Here is a 19,856-nt window from a genome sequence, read left to right as displayed (position 1 = left end):
CATGAGCACGATGCTTTCCCGCATGGGGGCGTGGCTCCACCGGCAGATGCCGACGCACGAGCAGTTGGAAGGCAACCGCTTCACCGCGCCCCTCGCAAGGCGGCAGGAACTCTTCAGGTTCACCCGCCGTTCGGTTCCGCGCGGTGTTGCAGTGGGCCTGCTGGTGGGCATCTTTGCGCTGATCCCGGGCGTCCAGATCGTCGGCGCCGCGCTGATGTGCGTGCCGTGCCGCGGCAATATCCCGCTGGCCGCGGCGATGACCTTCCTGTCCAATCCGGCGACGACACCGTTTATCCTGGCCGGTTCGATCTGGCTGGGTAACCAGCTGGGTTATCATGCGGACCTCTCGACCTTCCACGCCCTCTACCAAAGCGGCGCAGGAGTGGGCGAGTGGGGCCGCTGGCTGCTATCAGACGCGGCCCCGGCGCTGCTGGTCGGCCTTTTCGTGATCTCCACCGTGTGCGCCGCGCTCGGCTATGTCCTGTCGATGTGGTTTTGGCGCTGGTGGATCGGCCGCAAGCACCATGCCCGCCGCCTGCGTCCGTCGCGGCCTGATGCGACCGCTGTAGCCAAGTCGGAAAACCCTGCATGAAGCAGCGCGCCGAACGGGCAGGGCCGGCTGCCGGTGCGATCTCCGGTGGATTTTCCGACGTGCTCGTCGTTGCCGCCGCGCTCCTGCTGAGCGCCTTGCTGGTCTGGCTCGTATCAGGCGATGGGTTGCTGATGGCGGTATTCGTTGCAGCAATGGTCGGGCTGGGTACGCTTGCCTGGGCGATCTCGCGGCGCCGCGCGCCGGTTGCCGATGCCGATTTCGCGCAGCCCGACTGGTCTGTCACCGTAGCGGCCATCGAGCGGCCCGACATGGCGATCGCCGTCACCGACCGCGCGGGCCGTCTGACCTGCGGCAATCCCTGCTTTGAGGCGTGGTTCGGCGCGGGCAGCGCGCCGCCGCGCCTGCCTGTCACCCATGCCTCGCTCGAACGTCTTGCCGATGCCACCCGCCGCGCCTGGCGCGACGGCCATGGCACCGCAGATATTGCCGACGAGGAGGGCGGGCACTGGCGCGCCGATGTGCGCCGAGCCGGGCGCGGCGACGATTTTCTGGTATGGCGCATCTCGACGCAAAGCACGGCTGACCCCGTGGCCGAACTCGTTGGCCAGCTTGACGGCAAACTTGGGCGCGGCCTCGCCAAGGCCGGCATCGGCGCAGCGCTGGTCGATCCCGACGGGACGATTCGCGCGGCCAGCACGGGCTTTGCCCTGCGCGCTGTCGGCGATGCCAAGGCCGACGTGACCGGCACCGATTTCGTCTCGTTGCTCAGTCAGGAGGAAGGCGAGCGCATTGGCTGGGCCCGTGACAGCGGACGCGGCGGGGCGCTGGTGCTCTACCACGTCCCCGTTGCCGACCCCGACAGTGCGAACGAGCCTGATCCCAATACCACGCCCTCGCTGATGCTGGTCATCGAGGCGGGGCAGGGTATTGGCGCCAGCGCCGGCGGCACCGGCGCCGCGCCGCACCTCGAAGCGTTGCTCAGCCAGTTGCCGCTCGGTCTCGCCATGGCCGACCGCGACGGTCGCCTGCTTTTCGCCAACCCCGCCTTCATGCGCGCGGCTGGTCACGAAGGTCACGAGCCGCCGACCTACCCCACCGACCTCGTCGTCAAGGATGACAAGCGGGCGCTATCGGAAGCCATTCGCCGCTTTGCGCAAGGGCCTGCCGCTGCGGGCGACCTTGCCGTCCGTCTGGTCGCGCAGCCCGAGGACCCGGTTTCGCTCAGTCTTGCAGGCGTGCGCGGGCTGGGAGAGGCTGCGGTCCTGCTTGGCCTGACCGATACCTCCGAGGAAATCCGCCTCAAGCGTCAGGTTGCGCAGGCCACCAAGATGCAGGCGGTCGGCCAGCTCGCGGGCGGCGTTGCGCATGATTTCAACAATGTGCTCACCGCGATCCTGGGCACCTGCGACCTCATGTTGATGCGCCATACCCCCGGCGATTCGGACTATGACGACATTCAGCAGATTCGCGCGAATTCCAACCGTGCCGCCTCGCTGACCCGGCAGCTGCTGGCCTTCTCGCGCCAGCAGACGCTGCGCCCGGAGACCCTGCAGCTGCCTGATATCGTCGCCGACGTCTCGCAGATGCTGCGCCGTCTGATCGGCGAGAAAATCCAGCTCGTCGTCACTCACGACCGTGATCTTGGCCCGGTGCGCGCTGACCCGACCCAGGTCGAGCAAGTCATCGTCAACCTTGCGGTGAACGCGCGAGACGCCATGCAGTCGCGCGGCGATGCCTCGGGCCGCCTCGTCCTCGCCACTCGCAAGGTCACCACCACTGATGTGCGCGCGATGCGCAGCGAGATCATCCCGGCAGGCGAATATACCGCGCTCATCGTCGAGGATTCGGGCGGCGGCATTCCGCCTGAAATCCTTGGCAAGATCTTCGAGCCGTTCTTCACCACCAAGGAGCAGGGCAAGGGCACGGGCCTGGGCCTCTCCACCGTCTACGGCATCGTCAAGCAGTCCGGCGGCTTTATCTTCGCGGAAAGCGAAGTGGGCAAGGGGACGCGCTTCACTGTCTACCTCCCGGTCCACCACGTTGCCCCCGGCAGTACCCCCGAGATCGCCCAGGCCAAACCCGTACCCCCACCGACCCAGTGGGCGGGCGGCGGCTCGATCCTGCTGGTTGAGGATGAGGACCCGGTCCGCATCGTCGCCGAACGCGCGCTTACCCGCCAGGGCTATCAGGTCACTTGCGCGCGCGACGGCGAAGAGGGGCTGGAACTGGTGCAGGAAGGCGGCAAGTTCGACATCGTCGTCTCCGACGTCGTCATGCCGACGATGGACGGCCCGGCCATGGCGCGCGAGATTCGCCGCTTCGCCCCGAACCTGCCGGTGCTGTTCATGTCGGGTTACGCAGAGGAGCAACTGCGCAAGCAGATCGGCATCCCCAATGCCTGGTTCATGCCCAAGCCGTTCTCGGTGCAGCAACTGTCAGAAAAAGTCGGGGAAGTTCTGGCGCATATGGCCCAGGGCTGATTCGCACGGCAGGCAGCCGTTAAAAAACGGAAATCTGCCAAAGTTCCCCTCTTGTTCTATGAGAACAAAGAGAATACACAGCCCTTCGTGACGTTGACCTTTCCGGTCAGCCCGGTAGCAAAGGGGAAGAGACATGGCTGCTCAGCTCAAGCTGATCCAGGAAGGCAAGGAAAAGGACGCAATGGACCGTCAAAAGGCCCTAGAGGCAGCGCTTGCCCAGATCGACAAGGCGTTCGGAAAGGGCTCGGCGATGAAGCTGGGCTCGAAGGAAACGATGCAGGTCGAGGCGATCTCAACCGGTTCGCTCGGCCTCGATATCGCGCTTGGCGTCGGCGGCTTGCCGCGTGGCCGCGTGATCGAGATTTACGGCCCGGAAAGCTCGGGCAAGACCACCTTGGCGCTGCACGTCATTGCCGAGGCGCAGAAGACCGGCGGCACCGCCGCGTTTATCGATGCCGAACACGCGCTCGACCCGGTCTATGCCAAGAAGCTGGGCGTCAACATCGACGAACTCATCGTTTCGCAGCCCGACACGGGTGAGCAGGCGCTCGAAATCGTCGACACCCTGGTGCGTTCAAACGCGATCGACGTTCTGGTGGTTGACTCGGTGGCCGCGCTGGTCCCCCGCGCTGAAATCGAAGGTGAGATGGGCGACAGCCACGTCGGTCTTCAGGCCCGCCTGATGAGCCAGTCGCTGCGCAAGCTCACCGGCTCGATCAGTCGTTCGCGCTGCATGGTGATCTTCATCAACCAGCTGCGCATGAAGATCGGCGTCATGTACGGAAACCCGGAAACGACCACGGGCGGCAACGCCCTGAAGTTCTACGCCTCGGTCCGTCTCGACATCCGCCGGACCGGCGCGATCAAGGACAAGGACGAGGTCGTCGGCAACGCAACCCGCGTGAAGGTGGTGAAGAACAAGGTCGCACCGCCGTTCAAGCAGGTCGAATTCGACATCATGTACGGTGAAGGCGTCTCCAAGATCGGCGAAATCCTCGATCTCGGCGTCAAGGCCGGGATCGTCGAGAAGTCGGGCGCGTGGTTCAGCTACGATTCGATCCGCATCGGTCAGGGCCGTGAAAACTCCAAGGCTTACCTGAAGGCAAACCCGGAAGTCGCAGACCGTCTCGAAAAGGCGATCCGCACAAAGACCGAAGGCCTCGCCGAAGAGATGATGGTCGGCCCGACCGAAAGCGACGACGACTAAAACCAGACCCTCTCCGAGCGTGCTTGGGGAGGGAACCATCCGCAGGATGGTGGAAGGGCACGGCGGTTTGCGCAACTTTGCGTATCCCGCCGTGCCCTTCCGCATATGAGAACGGTCACAACAGTGGGCTGTCTTCGCCACAGCGAGGCGCAATTCGACACTCTTATCGTGTTTCCCGAACAGTCTGACCGCAGACAAGCGCTTGCCGACCTCGCGCACCTGCATTATCGGCCCGAACTATGCAGACGACCAACGAAATCCGCCGGTCCTTCCTCGACTATTTCGCAAGCAATGGTCACGAGGCCGTTCAGTCAGCGCCGCTCGTTCCTTACAACGACCCCACGCTGATGTTCGTGAATGCCGGCATGGTGCCGTTCAAGAACGTGTTTACGGGCCTTGAGACCCGTTCGGTCCCGCGCGCCACTTCCTCGCAGAAGTGCGTCCGCGCCGGCGGCAAGCATAACGATCTGGACAACGTCGGGTACACAGCCCGCCATCACACCTTCTTCGAAATGCTGGGTAACTTCTCCTTCGGCGACTATTTCAAGGAGCAGGCGATCACCAACGCCTGGAACCTGCTGACGAAGGAATGGGCGCTCCCGGTCGAGAAGCTGCTGGTCACCGTCTACCATACGGACGACGAAGCATTCGACTTGTGGAAGAAGATCGCCGGCTTGCCCGAGAGCAAGATCATCCGCATTCCCACGAAGGATAACTTCTGGGCAATGGGCGATGAAGGCCCCTGCGGACCGTGCTCGGAAATCTTCTTCGATCACGGCGACCACATCTGGGGCGGCCCTCCGGGATCGCCGGAAGAGGACGGCGACCGCTTCATCGAAATCTGGAACCTCGTGTTCATGCAGTTCGAGCAGTCGGCCGGCGAGATCGTCGGAAATCTACCGAAGCCCTCGATCGATACCGGCATGGGGCTGGAGCGCGTCTCGGCCGTGATGCAGGGCGTGCATGACAACTACGACATCGATACGTTCAAGGCGCTCATCGCCGCCTCTGAAAGCCTGACCGGCGTGGCCGCGCAAGGTGACAGTCGCGCCAGCCACCGCGTCATCGCCGACCACCTCCGTTCGACCAGTTTCCTGCTGGCCGACGGCGTGCTGCCGTCCAATGAGGGGCGCGGCTACGTGCTTCGCCGCATCATGCGCCGCGCCATGCGGCACGCGCACCTGCTCGGCGCGCGCGATCCGCTGATGCACCGTCTGGTGCCGGCGCTCGTCGCGGAAATGGGCCAGGCCTATCCCGAACTCGGCCGCGCGCAGCCGCTGATCGAGGAAACGCTGGAGCGCGAGGAAGTCCAGTTCCGCCGCACGCTGTCGAATGGCATCAAGCTGCTCGACGAAGCGACCGCAGACCTGGGTGAGGGCGGCGAACTGCCCGGCGAAACCGCGTTCAAGCTCTATGACACCTTCGGCTTCCCCTACGATCTGACGGAGGACGCGCTGCGTTCGCGCGGTATTGCCGTCGACAAGGCCGGCTTCGATGCCGCCATGGCGCAGCAGAAGGCTGCTGCTCGCGCTGCATGGAAGGGCTCTGGCCAGGCTGCCGACAGCGAAGTGTGGTTCGACATCGCCGAGCGCGAAGGTGCCGGCGAGTTCACCGGCTACACCTCGACCAGCGGTGAAGGCCGGGTCGTGGCACTGGTACGTGATGGCAAGGAAGTGGAAACCGCCAGCGCCGGAGAGAGCGTCACCGTCCTTACCAACCAGACCCCGTTCTACGGTGAATCGGGCGGTCAGGTCGGCGATGCCGGCACCATCACCGGCGGCGCTGGATCGGATGGCAGCGCGCTTGCGATCACGATCGAGGACACCGCCAAGCCGCTCGGACGCCTTCATGCGATGACCGGCCGCGTCGATGCGGGCACGATCAAGGTGGGCGATGTGGTCAACCTCCTGGTCGATGCTACGCGCCGCGATGCGGTCCGCGCCAACCATTCGGCCACGCACCTGCTTCACGCGGCACTGCGGGGTCGTCTTGGTGAGCACGTGACCCAGAAGGGTTCGATGGTCGGCGCCGAGCGCCTGCGCTTCGACTATTCGCACCCCAAGCCCCTGACCGACGAGGATGTGGCGGCGATCGAGGCCGAAGTGAACGCCGAGATCCGCGCCAACGAACAGGTTCTCACCCGCCTGATGGCGCCGGACGATGCTGTTGCCGCAGGCGCGATGGCGCTGTTCGGCGAAAAGTACGGCGATGAAGTTCGCGTGCTTTCGATGGGCCGCAATTCCGGCGACCGTTCCTATTCGGTCGAGCTTTGCGGCGGAACCCACGTCCGCGCCACTGGCGATATCGGTGTGTTCCGCATCGTGGCGGAAAGCGCGGTGTCTTCAGGCGTTCGCCGTATCGAGGCGATGACCGGCGAAGGCGCGCGCCAGTGGCTGGTCAGCCGCGAAGACGCGCTCAAGAACGCCGCCGGCCTGCTGCGTACCACGCCTGAGGACGTCGAAGCGCGCGTTGCCGCACTGCTCGACGAACGCCGCAAGCTGGAGCGCGAACTGGCTGAAGCCAAGAAGGCGCTCGCGCTGGGCGGCGGTTCGGGCAAGGCCGAGGCTGCCGACGAGGAAGTGAACGGCATCAAGTTCTCCGGCCAGGTTCTTGAAGGGCTTGACCCCAAGGACCTGCGCGGCCTGCTCGATCAGGCCAAGCAGCGCCTTGGCTCGGGCGTCGCGGCGATCGTCGCGGTTAACGAGGGTAAGGCGAGCATCGCCGCTGCCGTTACCGAAGATCTGGTCGCCACGGTCAGCGCCGTCGAACTCGTCCGCAAGGGCGTTGAGGCGCTGGGCGGCAAGGGCGGCGGTGGCCGCGCTGACATGGCACAGGGCGGCGGACCTGATGGCGACAAGGCGGCAGAGGCAATCGCTGCGGTCAAGGCGGCGCTGGCGGGGTGATCCACGCCCGCGCCCCTTTGGTGGCGGCGCTGGCGTTGCTGTTCGCCGCGCCCGCTGCGGCCGACGAGCCTCCAGGTTGGCCTGTGGGCCTGTACGGTTCGGTGCGGATGTCTGAGCAGACTGGCGATCTTGGCGGTCTGGAACTGCGTTTCTTCGCGGAAGGCGGCAAGCCGATAGTCGAGGCGGTGCTTTGCGAAGGCTGGTGCAACACCTCGTACATCGCCCCGCTGGAGCGAACGGCGGAGGGCTTCGCGTTCCGCTACTTCGAACGGTACGAGAGCGGTGCCGGGCCGAGCGAGGAGGCGGTCCGCATCACGCTCAAGCCGGTTCGGAGTGGTTTTCTCGCTACCCTGACCACCGAATCTGACCCGGAGAACCGTCTCTGGGAGGAAGCTTCGAAGCTGAAAGGTCTCAAGCAGCCTTTCGGATTGGCCGTGGTAAACAACGCGAAGAAGTGATCGCGGCGGCTACTGCAGGCGCTGGGCCGGGCAGGTGGGGGATTACAGGTGCATAAGCCGTCGATCGCCGAAATCGTCACCGAAATCGCCGCAGAGATGCACGGTGCGCAGCATCGCGGTACCGTTGCCAGCTATATTCCGCCGCTGGCCTCGGTGCCCGCTGACAAGTTCGGGCTGGCGGTGGTGATGGCGGACGGCACCGTCCATACCTCGGGCGATGCCGAAGAGGCGTTTTCGATCCAGTCGGTTTCCAAGGTCTTTGCGCTGACGCTGGCGCTGGGCGCCGTGGGCGACCAGTTGTGGAGCCGGGTGGGGCGCGAACCTTCGGGCAGTGCCTTCAATTCGATCGTCCAGCTTGAAACCGAGCAAGGCATTCCGCGCAATCCTTTCATCAACGCAGGGGCCATCGTCGTGTGCGATGTGCTGCTGGGGCGGCTGCAGCCGCGCGAGGCGATCGCGCAGATGCTGCGCTTCGTGCGCGAACTGGCGGGTGACGATACGATCCGCATCGACGAAACCGTGGCGCAGGCCGAGCAGGACACCGGCTTTCGGAATATGGCGCTGGCCAATTACATGCGCGCGTTCGGCAATATCCACGGCGATGTCGGCATGGTGCTCGGGACGTATTTTCACTTTTGCGCGCTGGCGATGAGTTGCCGGCAACTGGCTCTGGCGGGGCGTTTCCTGATGGATGGCGGCCGGAGCGAAGGCCACCGGATCATTACCGAAAGCCGGGCTCGGCGCATCAATGCGCTGATGATGTCCTGTGGGCATTACGACAACTCGGGCGACTTCGCGTTTCGCATCGGTCTGCCGGGCAAGTCGGGCGTGGGGGGCGGAATTCTGGCGGTGGCGCCGGGTATCGCCAGCATTGCGGTGTGGTCACCGGGGCTGAACGAGGAAGGCAATTCGCATTTGGGGCAACTGGCACTGGAGCGGCTTGTCCAGCGTACCGGGTGGTCGGTGTTCGAACCGCGGGCGGAATAGTGCGGGGCTTGCGTTAGTCCGATGGTACCGGGGTTTACGCTTTTTCCGTTTCGCGCAGTTGCCCTGATTTGAGTGAGGGCTTTTCCGAAAGCCCGCCCCGTTCCATGATCATTTCGCGGAATTCGTCACGCTTCTCGTGGATCGAGGCGATGATCGGACCCATCGCCACGCCGGTTTCCACCAGCGCCGCTTCCGAAAGCTGGAGAGAACTTTCGAGCGTTTCGGGCACGGCATAGCTCGCCCCTGCGCGGTAGAGTTGGGCGGCGTGGTCGGCGTCGCGGGCGCGGGCGAGGATCGGCAAGTCGGGGAACTGCAGACGCAATTTGCGGACGATGCGCTGGGCGGTGACGGGCACGTCCATCGTCAGGATCACCGCTGCTGCTTCTCCTGCTCCGAGGCGCAGCAGGGCATCGCCGCGCCCGGCATCGCAGAAGGCCACGTTGTAGCCGCGCCGGCGCCCCTCGGCGATCAGGTCGGTATCGCTGTCCACCGCGAGGTAGGGACGGCCGTGATGTGCCAGCATGTCCGCGACGAGGTGGCCGATGCGCCCGAACCCGACGATCAGGGTGCGCGGCTTGCCGTCGTCTTCCACGGGCTGGTGGGGGACATCGCCGGCGTCGACGCGCTTGCCCATGATCTTGCCGCCCAGCGCGAGGAGGGGGGTGATGGTGAGGCCCAGCGCGGTGACGATCTGCCAGAACTGCGCGGTGCCGGGCTGGATCAACTGCGCCGAAGTGGCCGCCGTCAGCACGATCAGCGTGGTTTCCGACGGGCTGGACATGAGGATGCCGGTCTCGGTCGCGGTACCGCGCCGGGCGCCCATGATGCGCAGCATCAACCCCGTGACCACGGCCTTGAGCACGATTACCACGACCGTCGCGATCAGGATCGAGCCGAGGTTTTCCCACACCACGGCAAGGTCGATGCTCATGCCGATGGTGATGAGGAACACGCCCAGCGCCAGGCCCTTGAACGGCTCGATGATCTGCTCGACCTCGGCGTGATATTCGGTTTCGGCGATGAGCAGGCCGGCAACCAGCGCGCCCACGATCGGGGAAAGGCCCACCGCCGCCGTCGCCAGCGAGGCGAGGATCACCACCAGCAGGCTGGCGGCGAGAAACAGTTCCGGGCTTTTGGTGCGCGCGGCCTGGGCGAACAGGGGGGGCAGCAGGTAGCGGCCCGCGATCAGCAGCGTGGCGATCACCACCGTGCCCCAGATCAGGGTGTGGAGCAGTTCGCCCACACCGCTGCCAGCATGGGGCGCCAGCGCGCCGAGCAGGAAGATGATCGGCACCAGCGCGATATCCTCGAACAGCAGCATGGCCAGGGCGGCACGGCCCACCGGCGTGGTGGTCTCGGTGATTTTTAGCACCAGCGCCGTCGAGGACAGTGCCAGCGCCAGGCCCAGTGCCATCGCCCCCGCGAAACTCTGCCCGATCGCGGCGAGGATGAAGGTAAGCGAGCCGCCGATGACGAGCAGTTCCAGCGAACCCAGTCCGAACACCATGCGCCGCATGTCCCACAGGCGCGCGAACGACAGCTCAAGCCCGATCGAGAACAGCAGCAGGATGATCCCGAACTCCGCGAAAAGGTCCAGCCCGTCGGGGTCGGTGATCGTGAAGTACGCCAGCCAGGGCACATCGAATACATGCCGCCCCAGTCCGAACGGGCCGACCAGCAATCCCACAAGGATGAAGCCGATGACCGGGGTGATGCGGTAGCGGTTGAAGACCGGGATGACGATGCCTGCCGCGCCCAGGATCACCAGGGCATCGGACATGACGGGGGAATAGAGGTCGCTGCTGCCTGACATGGACCGACAGTAGGGCACGCAAAGGCGCGCAGGCAATGGCGCTCGGCGCGCAAATCGCGCCGCATCGGGCGTTTTGTTCCGCCTTTTCCTTCGGTGGTCGGCGGCGCTGCCTACACACTGCGACAAATGCAGCGGTACAAGGCGCGCAACTTCACTTGGCGTTCAGCAAAGCGCTGGCTATAGACCCCTCCATGTTCGAACGTTCGCGCCTGAAGACCGCCCTCCTTGTCGCTGCCGCTGGCGCGATCGTGCTGACCGCAGGCTGTGGGGGTGGCGGAGGCAAGAACCGCGACACCGCCTATGTCGCCCGCGATGTCGATACGCTTTATGCCGCTGCCCAGCAGCGCCTTGAAACCGGCCGCACCAAGCAGGCCGCCGCGCTGTTCGACGAAGTTGAGCGCCAGCACCCGTATTCGCCCTGGGCGCGCCGTGCCCAGTTGATGAGCGCGTTCAGCTACTATGCCGCTCGCGATTACAACAAGGCGATTCAGTCGGCGCAGCGCTTCCTGTCGATCCACCCGGGCAACAAGGACGCGCCTTACGCCTACTACCTGATCGCGATCTGCTATTACGAACAGATCAGCGACGTGACGCGCGACCAGAAAACCACCGAGCAGGCCAAGCAGGCCCTGACCGACGTGATGCGCCGCTACCCCGGCACGTCCTACGCTTCCGACGCCAAGCTCAAGATCGACCTTGTGAACGATCACCTTGCCGGCAAGGAAATGACCATCGGCCGGTCCTACGAATATAGCGGCAAGTGGCTCGCGGCGACGCTGCGCTTCCGCAACGTGGTCGACAACTTCCAGACCACCAGCCACGCGCCCGAGGCGCTGTTCCGCCTGGTCGAAGGCTACCTTGCGATTGGCGTGCCGGAAGAAGCCCAGAAGGCGGCCGCCGTGCTGGAACGCAACTATCCCGGCAGCGAGTGGTATGCCCGCGCGTACAAGCTGATGAGCAAGAACGCGCCCAAGAACGTCGCGGCCTGACGCGAAAAGTCCTCTCTGAGCCACGCTCGGGGAGGAACTTGTTTCCCGGACATGCGAATGCGCCCGCTGGCGAGTGCGGGATAACGCCACTGGAAAACGCGTAAACCGAGAGGATCATCGGGTCGGCGTCGGGGCGTCCTGTGCAAGGACGCGAGGAGGGCGGCCTTTGGTGCGAACGGCCGGATAGCGGCTGCTACAGCCCGGCTCGGCCCTGACGGATCGGTTCTGACCGGCGGCGCGGGCTCGCAAAAGCACACCGATCAGAAAAGGTGATCCGGGAAGCCCCCTCTTCGTGGGAGGCGGGCCGTTTGCGGATACCTGAGGATGTCCCCGGTCAGGGGGAATCATGAACCGATCCGGTCGGACGCTGGTGGCGTGGTCCACGGCTTGCGCTCGCGTCCGGCCCACGGCGCCGACCCGATACGCCGCCGATCCTTGTACATCAGATCAGTGGATGGAGCGCCTTATAACCTATAAGGTTATAATTGTCAATGGTTGCGGGACGATCCAGCCTTTTAGGGGCTGGCCTTACGCCGCCACGATACATTTTCATCGCGCAGCAGTTTCGCTTTATCGCCTGATAGCTGAAATCTATTGTCCACTAATTCGGTTGAGATTAGAGATGCTCAACAAGAGGCGAAACGGCCTGGAGGAAAATCATATGAGGGTGTCAGCGGTCCGCTCGGGCCGCCGGCTCTACCCGATCTTCCCGCAAGCCTGCCCGGGCGTGATCCGCATCCTTCAAGGAAGCGGACCCATGCCGACCTCGATCGATACCTGACGGTCCTGTGAGGGGGCAGGCCGGCCAGCGTGCATACCGGACCACCGGATGCATTCAATTCCCTGACAAAGGATTTGAAGCAATGCATTCGTTCGTCCGCAGCAGTCTCTTTGCGACCACCATTCTGGCGTCTGCCGCAATCGGCCTGCCTTCGGCCCATGCAGAAGATGTCGCTGCCAACGCGGTTTCGGCCACATCGGCAGACGACGATCAGGGCACGACCTCGATCGGGACCGGTGCGCGCGATCGGGGCGCCGACATCGTCGTCACCGCACGCCGCCGCAACGAATCGAGCCAGGAGGTGCCTCTGGCGATCTCGGTCGTGGGCGGGGAGCACATCGACGCGACCGGCTCGTTCAACGTCGGCCGCTTGCAGCAGATCACGCCGACCCTGCAGTTCTATTCATCGAACCCGCGCAACACCGCCGTCAACATCCGCGGCCTCGGCGTGCCGTTCGGCCTGACCAACGACGGTATCGAGCAGGGCGTGGGCATCTACGTCGACGACGTTTACAACTCGCGGGTTGCCTCGGCGACGTTCGATTTCCTGGACGTTGCCCAGGTCGAAGTGCTGCGCGGGCCGCAAGGTACGCTTTACGGCAAGAACACCACCGCCGGCGCCATCAACATCACCACCAACCAGCCGACCTTTGATTTCGAGGGCAAGGCCGAGGTTTCGGTCGGCAACTACAACTTCAAGCAGGCCAAGGCCGCGATTTCCGGCCCGCTGTCCGAAACGCTGGCGGCGCGCCTTGCGATTTCATCCACCAGCCGCAAGGGCACGATCTACAACGTCACCACGGACGAGCATATCCAGAGCCAGGACAATCTCGGCGTGCGCGGGCAATTGCTGTGGAAGCCCACAAGCACCATCGACGTGACACTGGCGGGCGATTTCAGCACGCAGGACGCCAATTGCTGCGGCTCGGTCTACGTTCGTACCGGGCTGACCCAGCGCGCGCTCAACCGGCAGTTCGCGGCGCTGGCGGCAGCCCAGGGCTATGCACCGCCCAGCACCAACCCCTTCGACCGCCTGACCGATCTGGATACGCCGCTCAAGGCCAAGAACAAGATCGGCGGCGCTTCGCTGCGGGTGAAGTGGGAACTGGGCGAGGGCACTCTCACGTCGGTCAGCGCCTGGCGTTTCTGGGACTGGGACCCGTCGAACGACCGTGACTTCACCGGCCTGCCGATCGTCGCGCTGTCGCAGAACCCCTCGCAGCAGGACCAGTACACGCAGGAGCTGCGCTACAATTACAGCGCCGACAAGTTCGACTTCGTGGTCGGCGCCTTCGGTTTCTACCAGCGCATCGACACCCAGGGCACCGAATCTCAGGGCTCTGCCGCCAGCCGCTGGAGCATCAATCCCGGCAGCGACACGGCGGCGCCTCCGGGATCGTCCGGCTGCGGCCCCACCGCGTCCAACCAGCTGGCCTGCAATCCTTCGGTGCTGAACGGCCTCGTCGCCTACAACACGCAGTATCTCAAGAACACCAGCGCGGCCCTGTTCGGTCAGCTCAGCTGGCACATCACGCCCGAACTGACCCTGCAGCCCGGCGTGCGCCTGAACTATGACAAGAAGGAAGGGTACTATCAGCGCCGGGTATTCGACGGGGCGGGCAATGAGCTTCTGCTCACCGGGCCGACCAGCGCGGTGAAGACCGCTCAGCTGGCGATCTATACCCCGCAGGAAATCTCGCCCGAGTTCAGCGACTGGAACTTCAGCTACGACTTCACCGCCAGCTACAAGGTGGCGCCGGACGTGCTGCTTTATGCGACGTATGCCAAGAGCTTCAAGTCGGGCGGCATCAACCAGAACGGCGTGCCGGTCGATGCGCAGAATAACCCGATCCTCGCCTCGGCCACGGTAAAGCCCGAATCGGTCCACCATTACGAAGCAGGCATCAAGACCCAGTTCTGGGATCGCCGGGTCACCTTCAACCTCTCGATCTTCCGCTCCGACATCGCCAACTACCAGGCCAATGTGAACAACGGCCAGTACGGGGTGCTGCGCGGTTACCTCGCCAATGCCGGCGAAGTACGTTCGCAGGGCGTGGAGGCCGATTTCTCCGTTCGTCCGAGCGAGCGCTTCAACGCTTACGTGAACGGCGCTTACACCGACGCGACCTACAGGAAGTTCGTCGATGCGCCGTGCCCGCCCGAGCTTTCCGGCGGCACCGTGGTGACCGGCACCCAGACTCCCGGCGCTGCGGGGGTTCCCAACGCGCTCAGCCCGGCCAACTGCGACATCTCGGGCCAGCGCCTGCCGGGCGTGTCGAAATTCTCGTTCTCGTTCGGCGCGGAGGCCAACGTGCCGGCCACCATCCTGGGCAAGGAAGGCGAGGCGTACCTGGGCTACGACGGCAGCGTGCGCACCAACTTCTCGTCCAACCCATCGCCTTCGGCCTATACCTGGGTGGACGGGTACAGCTTGTCGAACTTCCGCGCGGGCTTCCGCACCGAGGCGGGCTTCAACGTCTATGGCTGGGTGCGCAACGCCTTCGACCAGAACTACTTCGAGCAGTTGTTTGTCGGTCCGGGGAACACCGGCCTGATCGCCGGCCTGCCGGGTGATCCGCGCACCTGGGGCTTCACGGTGTCGTCCAACTTCTGAGAGCGACGAATGGTGATCCCCAAAGGCGACTAAATCGTTTGCAGCGTGAAACTTGAGTAATTTCTCAAAGGCGCGAAAAAGCCTTCAGGCCGCATTCAAGGGCGCGGCGGAAACGGTATAACGGCGGTCGGGCAGCAGCCTGACCGCCGCTTGCCGGATGGGTGAAGGCCTTATTTGCGGCCGTGGGTGTGAAGCCCGATTTCTCGCCTGACCCTTGCCTTTCTCCTGATATTGAAACCCGCCCCGCGTATGCGCCGGGCATGGCCGCCGAACTCGTCGCCATCGCCGCGATCTTCTTTGGCCTGTGGCTTCGGTGCAGTTCCTGTCCGAAGCCTCCTTTTGGTAAACCGCACCGGGTAACGCGCGAAGCGGGGTGACGGCGGGAATTCCATCCGCTAGAACGATCCGCGAACATGCTCAGCCGGCTCTCCATTCGCAACATCGTGCTGATCGAGGCTCTCGATCTCGATTTCGCACGCGGTCTTGGTGTCCTCACGGGCGAAACCGGTGCGGGCAAGTCGATCCTGCTTGACGCGCTGGGGCTGGTCCTCGGCAATCGGGCGGACAGCGGCCTTGTCCGCAATGGCGAGGCGAAGGCGAACGTCACCGCCAGCTTCGACGTTTCCGCGCTCGCGCCGCAGGTACTGGCGGCGATCGATGACGCCGGGCTGGAACTGGAGCCGGGCGAACCGCTGATCCTCAAGCGCCAGCTCAAGGCGGATGGCGGCTCGAAGGCTTTCCTCAACGACCAGCCGGTGGGCGTGGCGCTGCTGCGCGAAATCGCACCGGCGCTGGTGGAAATCCACGGCCAGCACGATGACCGCGGCCTCGTCAACGCGCGCGGCCACCGCGCTTTGCTGGATCGATTCGCCGGCGGTGAAGTCGCGTGGGTGGAAGCTGCGTGGAAGGACTGGCGCGCCGCGCAGGACGCGCTCGACCTAGCCCGCAGCCGCGTTGCCCGCGCTGCCGAGGATCAGGACCTGCTGCTCGCGCATCTCGCCGAACTGACCACCATCGCCCCCGAATTGGGCGAGGAAGACGAACTCGCCTCGGCCCGCGCCCAGATGCAGAAGGGCGAAAAGCTGGCGGACGATCTGGCCGCGCTCCAGCATTTGTGGACCGGTTCCAATTCGGCGCTGGCCGCCTTGCGCAGCGCCTCGCGCCGGCTCGACCACATTGCCGGCGAACACGAACTTCTGGCCGAAGCCGCCGCCTCGCTGGACCGCGCCGTGATCGAGGCGAGCGAGACCGAGGACGCGCTGGGCCGCGCCGCCGATGCGCTGGCCTTCGATCCCGCCGAACTCGACCGGATCGAGACCCGCCTGTTTGAACTGCGCGCCGCCGCCCGCAAGCATAGCTGCCAGGTCGACGATCTCCCCGCGAAGATGGCCGAGATGCGCGCCGCGCTCGACGATATCGAGGGCGGCAACGAACATATCGTCGAACTGGAAAAGGCGGCGCAGAAGGGCGCGCTCGTCTACCGGGAAAAAGCCGGCGCGCTCCACGATCTGCGCCGCGCCGCCGCCAAGCGGCTGGACGTGGCGGTGGCGGGCGAACTCGCGCCTCTCAAGCTTGACGCCGCGCGCTTCCGCACCTCGGTTTTGCGCCTGCCTGAGGAACGCTGGGGCGCCACCGGCACGGACGCTGTGGAATTCCTCATCAGCACTAACCCCGGCGCCGATTTCGCCCCGCTGGGCAAGATCGCCAGCGGCGGCGAACTGTCGCGCTTCATCCTCGCGCTCAAGGTGGCGCTGGCGGAAGAGGGCGGCGCGGCGACGGTGATCTTCGACGAGATCGACCGGGGCGTGGGCGGCGCGGTGGCCGATGCCATTGGCGAGCGTCTGTCGCGGCTCGCCTCCAGCGGGCAGTTGCTGGCGGTCACCCACTCCCCGCAGGTCGCGGCGCGCGGGGACCGGCACTACATGATCGCCAAGTCGAGCCAGGGTACGGTCACGCGCACCTCGGTCACGCCGCTTACGGATGCCGAGCGCAAGGAGGAGATCGCAAGGATGCTCTCCGGCGCGCAAGTGACGGATGAGGCGCGCGCCCAGGCGGACAGGCTTCTTCAGGCCTGAGCCGCGCGTGAATTTCGAAGGATCGGCCATGACCCAGGATCTTGCCAACGCCTATCGCAGGGATGGTTACGCGGCACTTCGCGGCTTCGTGCCGCGCGAAGTGGCCAATGGTTTCCTGGCGCGGATGAAAGGCGATCTGGAGCGGCAGGGCGTCCACATGGACCGGCTGAGGCAGGAAGGGCCGCTGCTTTCCCGCGCCGCCAGCGAGCTTTACGGCTTCCACTATCCGCCCATGGCGACATTCCACTGGGGCATGACCCCGGCGGTGGAGGCGCTGGTGGGAGAGCCGCTGCTGCCGTCCTACTCGTACTTTCGCCTGTACCGCGAAGGCGACATCTGCCGCGTCCACGGCGACCGTTTCGCCTGCGAGCATTCGCTGTCGCTGACGCTGGCTTATTCGCACGACCGGCCCTGGGCGCTGGAAGTCTCGCCCGCCCGCACCGAAAAGCCGTACCAGCGCGCCGACGCCGCTTTTCGCGAGGATGAGCGCGCACAGGCGGTCGACATGAATGCGGGCGATGCGGTGCTTTATCAGGGCGTACACCATCACCACGGGCGGACGACGGGCAATCCGAACGCCTGGTCCGCACACCTGTTCCTGCACTGGGTTTCGCGCGATGGGCCTTATGCCGCCGAAGCGTTCGACAAACATCCGCCGCCGCCGCGCGTTACCTTCTGACAGGCGGGCCAAAAAGCGGGGCGAAAAGCGGGGACGAATCAGTCCCAATTCGCGCCGTGCTGGCTTAATAAGCGGCATGATGGACAGCCAGATTCCGACCGGCCTTCCCAGTGAAGCCGAAGCCGCCAATGAACTGATGCGCCTGGCGCGTCAGATCAACCGTGCGAACCGCCTCTACCATGCCGAGGACGCGCCGGACATCTCCGACGCCGATTACGATGCGCTGGTGCGGCGCAACGCCGCGCTGGAAGCGGCCTATCCTCACCTCATGCGGCCCGACAGTCCGACCAACAAGGTCGGCCATGAAATCGCCGCCTCGCCGCTGGGCAAGGTGCCGCACGAGGTTCGCATGATGAGCCTCGACAATGCCTTCACCGACGAGGAAGTGGCCGAATTCGTCGCCCGCGTGCGGCGGTTCCTGTCGCTTTCCGCCGATGAGCCGGTGGCCTTCACGGCGGAGGACAAGATCGACGGCCTTTCGTGCTCGCTGCGCTATGAAAAGGGCAAGCTGGTGCGCGCGGCCACGCGCGGCGACGGGCAGGTGGGCGAGGACGTCACCGCCAATGTCGCGCATATCCCGGACATCGTGCAGGAACTGAAGGGCGACGATATCCCGGACGTGTTTGAGGTGCGCGGCGAAGTCTACATGGAGAAGGGCGCGTTCCTGGCGCTCAACACCCAGTTGATGGACGAGGCGCGCGCCGCTGCCGAGGCCAAGGGCGAGGCGTTCGACGATGGCGATGCCGGGTCCAAGGTCCGCCAGTTCGCCAATCCGCGCAATGCCGCCGCCGGATCGCTGCGCCAGAAGGACGCCTCGGTCACGGCGAAGCGCCCCTTGCGGTTCTGGGCTCACGGCTGGGGCGCGGCCAGCCATGTGCCGGGGGCCAGCCAGCACGAAGTCGTGCGCCGCATCGAATCGTGGGGACTGCCGGTTTCGCCGCAGTTTCGGCGGTGCGGGTCGGTCGAGGAAATGCTGGCCGCCTACCGCGCCATTCGCGACGGCCGCGCGGCTCTGCCTTTCGAGATCGACGGGGTGGTCTACAAGGTGGACCGGCTCGACCTGCAGCAGCGTCTGGGCTTCGTCGCCAAGGCGCCGCGCTGGGCGCTGGCCCACAAGTTCCCCGCCGAGCGCGCGGAAACGGTGCTCGAATCGATCGACATCCAGGTGGGGCGCACCGGCAAGCTGACCCCGGTGGGGCGCCTGAAGCCGGTGCTGGTCGGCGGCGTCACCGTCACCAACGTCACGCTGCACAACCGCGATGAAATCGCGCGTCTTGGCGTAAGGCCGGGCGACCGGGTGGTGCTGCAGCGCGCGGGGGACGTGATCCCGCAAGTGGTGGACAACCTCAGCCGCGACGAGGATCGCCCCGCCTTCGCGTTCCCGGATCATTGCCCGCAGTGCCACTCCGAAGCCGTCGCCGGAGAAGGCGAGGTCGACGTGCGCTGCACCGGGGGCCTGATCTGCCCGGCCCAGCGCACCGAGCGCCTGAAGCACTTCGTCAGCCGCACCGCGCTCGACATGGAAGGGCTGGGCGACAAGACCATCGACGAGTTCTTCGCCAAAGGCTGGTTGGAAAGCCCCGCCGACATCTTCCGCCTGCGCAAACGCCGCGAGGATATTCTGGCGCTGGACGGGTGGAAGGACAAGTCTGTGGACAACCTGTTGGCAGCTGTGGAAACCAAGCGGCGCCCCGATGCCGCGCGGCTGCTGTTCGGGCTTGGCATCCGGCACGTCGGCGTAGTCACCGCGCGCGACCTGATGAAGCGTTTTACCACGCTCCCGGCCCTGCGCGCGCTGGCCGAACAGGCCCACGTCAAAGAGGGTGAGGAGGCGGTGGTGGCCGCCAGCGAGGCTTATTCCGAACTGATCTCGATCGACGGGGTCGGCCCGGTGGTGGTCAAGGCGCTGGGGGACTTCTTTCATGAAGACCACAACCGCGCTGTCTGGGACGATCTGCTCAGCGAAGTCTCGCCGCCCGATTATGTGGTGGAAACCCAGGCCAGCGAGGTCTCCGGCAAGACCGTGGTGTTCACCGGCAAGCTGGAGACGATGAGCCGCGACGAGGCCAAGGCGCAGGCCGAGCGGCTGGGCGCGAAGGCGGCGGGGACCGTCTCGGCCAAGACCGACCTGATCGTCGCCGGGCCGGGCGCGGGATCGAAGCTGAAGAAGGCGGCCGAACTGGGCATAGCGGTGATCGACGAGGCGGCCTGGGCCGAGATCGTCAAGGCAGCCGGATAGCGCGCAGGATACGGGGAAGGTGACGCAATCGAGCCGCAAGCCCTGGGGCTTGCGGCTCATGCACGGGTCCGTTCAAAC

General features: G+C 65.3%; 13 protein-coding genes. 12 read left to right on the top strand and 1 reads right to left on the bottom strand.

What is annotated here, in order from left to right; translation table 11 throughout:
• The first annotated feature begins 1 nt into the window (after nucleotide 1).
• The 6 genes from V474_RS06015 to V474_RS05990 all read left to right on the top strand — a co-directional run bounded on the left by V474_RS06015 (nucleotide 2) and on the right by V474_RS05990 (nucleotide 8,588).
• Complete coding sequence (locus V474_RS06015) at nucleotides 2-592, top strand: DUF2062 domain-containing protein (protein ID WP_082699600.1); 591 nt, start codon at nucleotides 2-4, stop codon at nucleotides 590-592.
• On the top strand, nucleotides 589-3,033 hold the full coding sequence (locus tag V474_RS06010) for a hybrid sensor histidine kinase/response regulator (RefSeq protein ID WP_059150548.1): 2,445 nt from the start codon (nucleotides 589-591) through the stop codon (nucleotides 3,031-3,033). The genes V474_RS06015 and V474_RS06010 overlap by 4 nt, the downstream gene beginning before the upstream one ends.
• Nucleotides 3,034-3,166: 133 nt before the next feature.
• On the top strand, nucleotides 3,167-4,240 hold the full coding sequence (gene recA, locus V474_RS06005) for a recombinase RecA (protein WP_059150547.1): 1,074 nt from the start codon (nucleotides 3,167-3,169) through the stop codon (nucleotides 4,238-4,240).
• A gap of 239 nt (nucleotides 4,241-4,479) precedes the next feature.
• Complete coding sequence (gene alaS, locus V474_RS06000; RefSeq protein ID WP_059150546.1) at nucleotides 4,480-7,143, top strand: alanine--tRNA ligase; 2,664 nt, start codon at nucleotides 4,480-4,482, stop codon at nucleotides 7,141-7,143.
• Nucleotides 7,140-7,601: a hypothetical protein gene (locus tag V474_RS05995; protein WP_059150545.1), complete on the top strand. Its 462-nt coding sequence runs from the start codon at nucleotides 7,140-7,142 to the stop codon at nucleotides 7,599-7,601. The genes alaS and V474_RS05995 overlap by 4 nt, the downstream gene beginning before the upstream one ends.
• 63 nt (nucleotides 7,602-7,664) lie before the next feature.
• On the top strand, nucleotides 7,665-8,588 hold the full coding sequence (locus tag V474_RS05990; RefSeq protein ID WP_269085128.1) for a glutaminase: 924 nt from the start codon (nucleotides 7,665-7,667) through the stop codon (nucleotides 8,586-8,588).
• A 34-nt stretch (nucleotides 8,589-8,622) separates the two neighbouring features.
• Here V474_RS05990 and V474_RS05985 read toward each other — a convergent pair whose 3' ends face one another.
• Entirely contained in the window at nucleotides 8,623-10,401 is a 1,779-nt protein-coding gene (locus V474_RS05985) for a cation:proton antiporter domain-containing protein (protein WP_059150544.1), read from the bottom strand.
• A gap of 191 nt (nucleotides 10,402-10,592) precedes the next feature.
• Between V474_RS05985 and V474_RS05980 the strand changes: the two genes are divergently transcribed.
• The 6 genes from V474_RS05980 to ligA all read left to right on the top strand — a co-directional run bounded on the left by V474_RS05980 (nucleotide 10,593) and on the right by ligA (nucleotide 19,778).
• Nucleotides 10,593-11,390 (top strand): outer membrane protein assembly factor BamD, encoded by a 798-nt coding sequence (locus V474_RS05980; RefSeq protein ID WP_059150543.1) that lies wholly within the window; start codon nucleotides 10,593-10,595, stop codon nucleotides 11,388-11,390.
• 863 nt (nucleotides 11,391-12,253) lie between these two features.
• The gene (locus V474_RS05975) at nucleotides 12,254-14,785 is read left to right on the top strand and encodes a TonB-dependent receptor (protein ID WP_059150542.1); all 2,532 of its coding nucleotides are present in this window, start codon (nucleotides 12,254-12,256) and stop codon (nucleotides 14,783-14,785) included.
• A gap of 161 nt (nucleotides 14,786-14,946) precedes the next feature.
• The gene (locus V474_RS25470) at nucleotides 14,947-15,162 is read left to right on the top strand and encodes a hypothetical protein (RefSeq protein WP_148649283.1); all 216 of its coding nucleotides are present in this window, start codon (nucleotides 14,947-14,949) and stop codon (nucleotides 15,160-15,162) included.
• Between the two features lie 36 nt (nucleotides 15,163-15,198).
• The gene (recN, locus tag V474_RS05970) at nucleotides 15,199-16,860 is read left to right on the top strand and encodes a DNA repair protein RecN (RefSeq protein WP_059150541.1); all 1,662 of its coding nucleotides are present in this window, start codon (nucleotides 15,199-15,201) and stop codon (nucleotides 16,858-16,860) included.
• Between the two features lie 28 nt (nucleotides 16,861-16,888).
• Complete coding sequence (locus tag V474_RS05965; protein WP_059150811.1) at nucleotides 16,889-17,539, top strand: hypothetical protein; 651 nt, start codon at nucleotides 16,889-16,891, stop codon at nucleotides 17,537-17,539.
• A 76-nt stretch (nucleotides 17,540-17,615) separates the two neighbouring features.
• Complete coding sequence (ligA, locus tag V474_RS05960) at nucleotides 17,616-19,778, top strand: NAD-dependent DNA ligase LigA (protein WP_059150540.1); 2,163 nt, start codon at nucleotides 17,616-17,618, stop codon at nucleotides 19,776-19,778.
• Nucleotides 19,779-19,856: the final 78 nt, after the last annotated feature.

The sequence above is a fragment of the Novosphingobium barchaimii LL02 genome (genome assembly GCF_001046635.1).
GTDB classification, from domain to species: domain Bacteria; phylum Pseudomonadota; class Alphaproteobacteria; order Sphingomonadales; family Sphingomonadaceae; genus Novosphingobium; species Novosphingobium barchaimii.
Note: the sequence above shows the minus strand (reverse complement) of the source record. Positions and strands in the feature narration are given on the sequence as shown.

Coding starts and splice junctions, on each gene's coding strand:
- V474_RS06015 (WP_082699600.1), top strand. CDS start 2: ATGAGCACGATGCTTTCCCGCATGGGGGCGTGGCTCCACCGGCAGATG.
- V474_RS06010 (WP_059150548.1), top strand. CDS start 589: ATGAAGCAGCGCGCCGAACGGGCAGGGCCGGCTGCCGGTGCGATCTCC.
- recA (WP_059150547.1), top strand. CDS start 3,167: ATGGCTGCTCAGCTCAAGCTGATCCAGGAAGGCAAGGAAAAGGACGCA.
- alaS (WP_059150546.1), top strand. CDS start 4,480: ATGCAGACGACCAACGAAATCCGCCGGTCCTTCCTCGACTATTTCGCA.
- V474_RS05985 (WP_059150544.1), bottom strand. CDS start 10,401: ATGTCAGGCAGCAGCGACCTCTATTCCCCCGTCATGTCCGATGCCCTG.
- V474_RS05980 (WP_059150543.1), top strand. CDS start 10,593: ATGTTCGAACGTTCGCGCCTGAAGACCGCCCTCCTTGTCGCTGCCGCT.
- V474_RS05975 (WP_059150542.1), top strand. CDS start 12,254: ATGCATTCGTTCGTCCGCAGCAGTCTCTTTGCGACCACCATTCTGGCG.
- recN (WP_059150541.1), top strand. CDS start 15,199: ATGCTCAGCCGGCTCTCCATTCGCAACATCGTGCTGATCGAGGCTCTC.
- V474_RS05965 (WP_059150811.1), top strand. CDS start 16,889: ATGACCCAGGATCTTGCCAACGCCTATCGCAGGGATGGTTACGCGGCA.
- ligA (WP_059150540.1), top strand. CDS start 17,616: ATGATGGACAGCCAGATTCCGACCGGCCTTCCCAGTGAAGCCGAAGCC.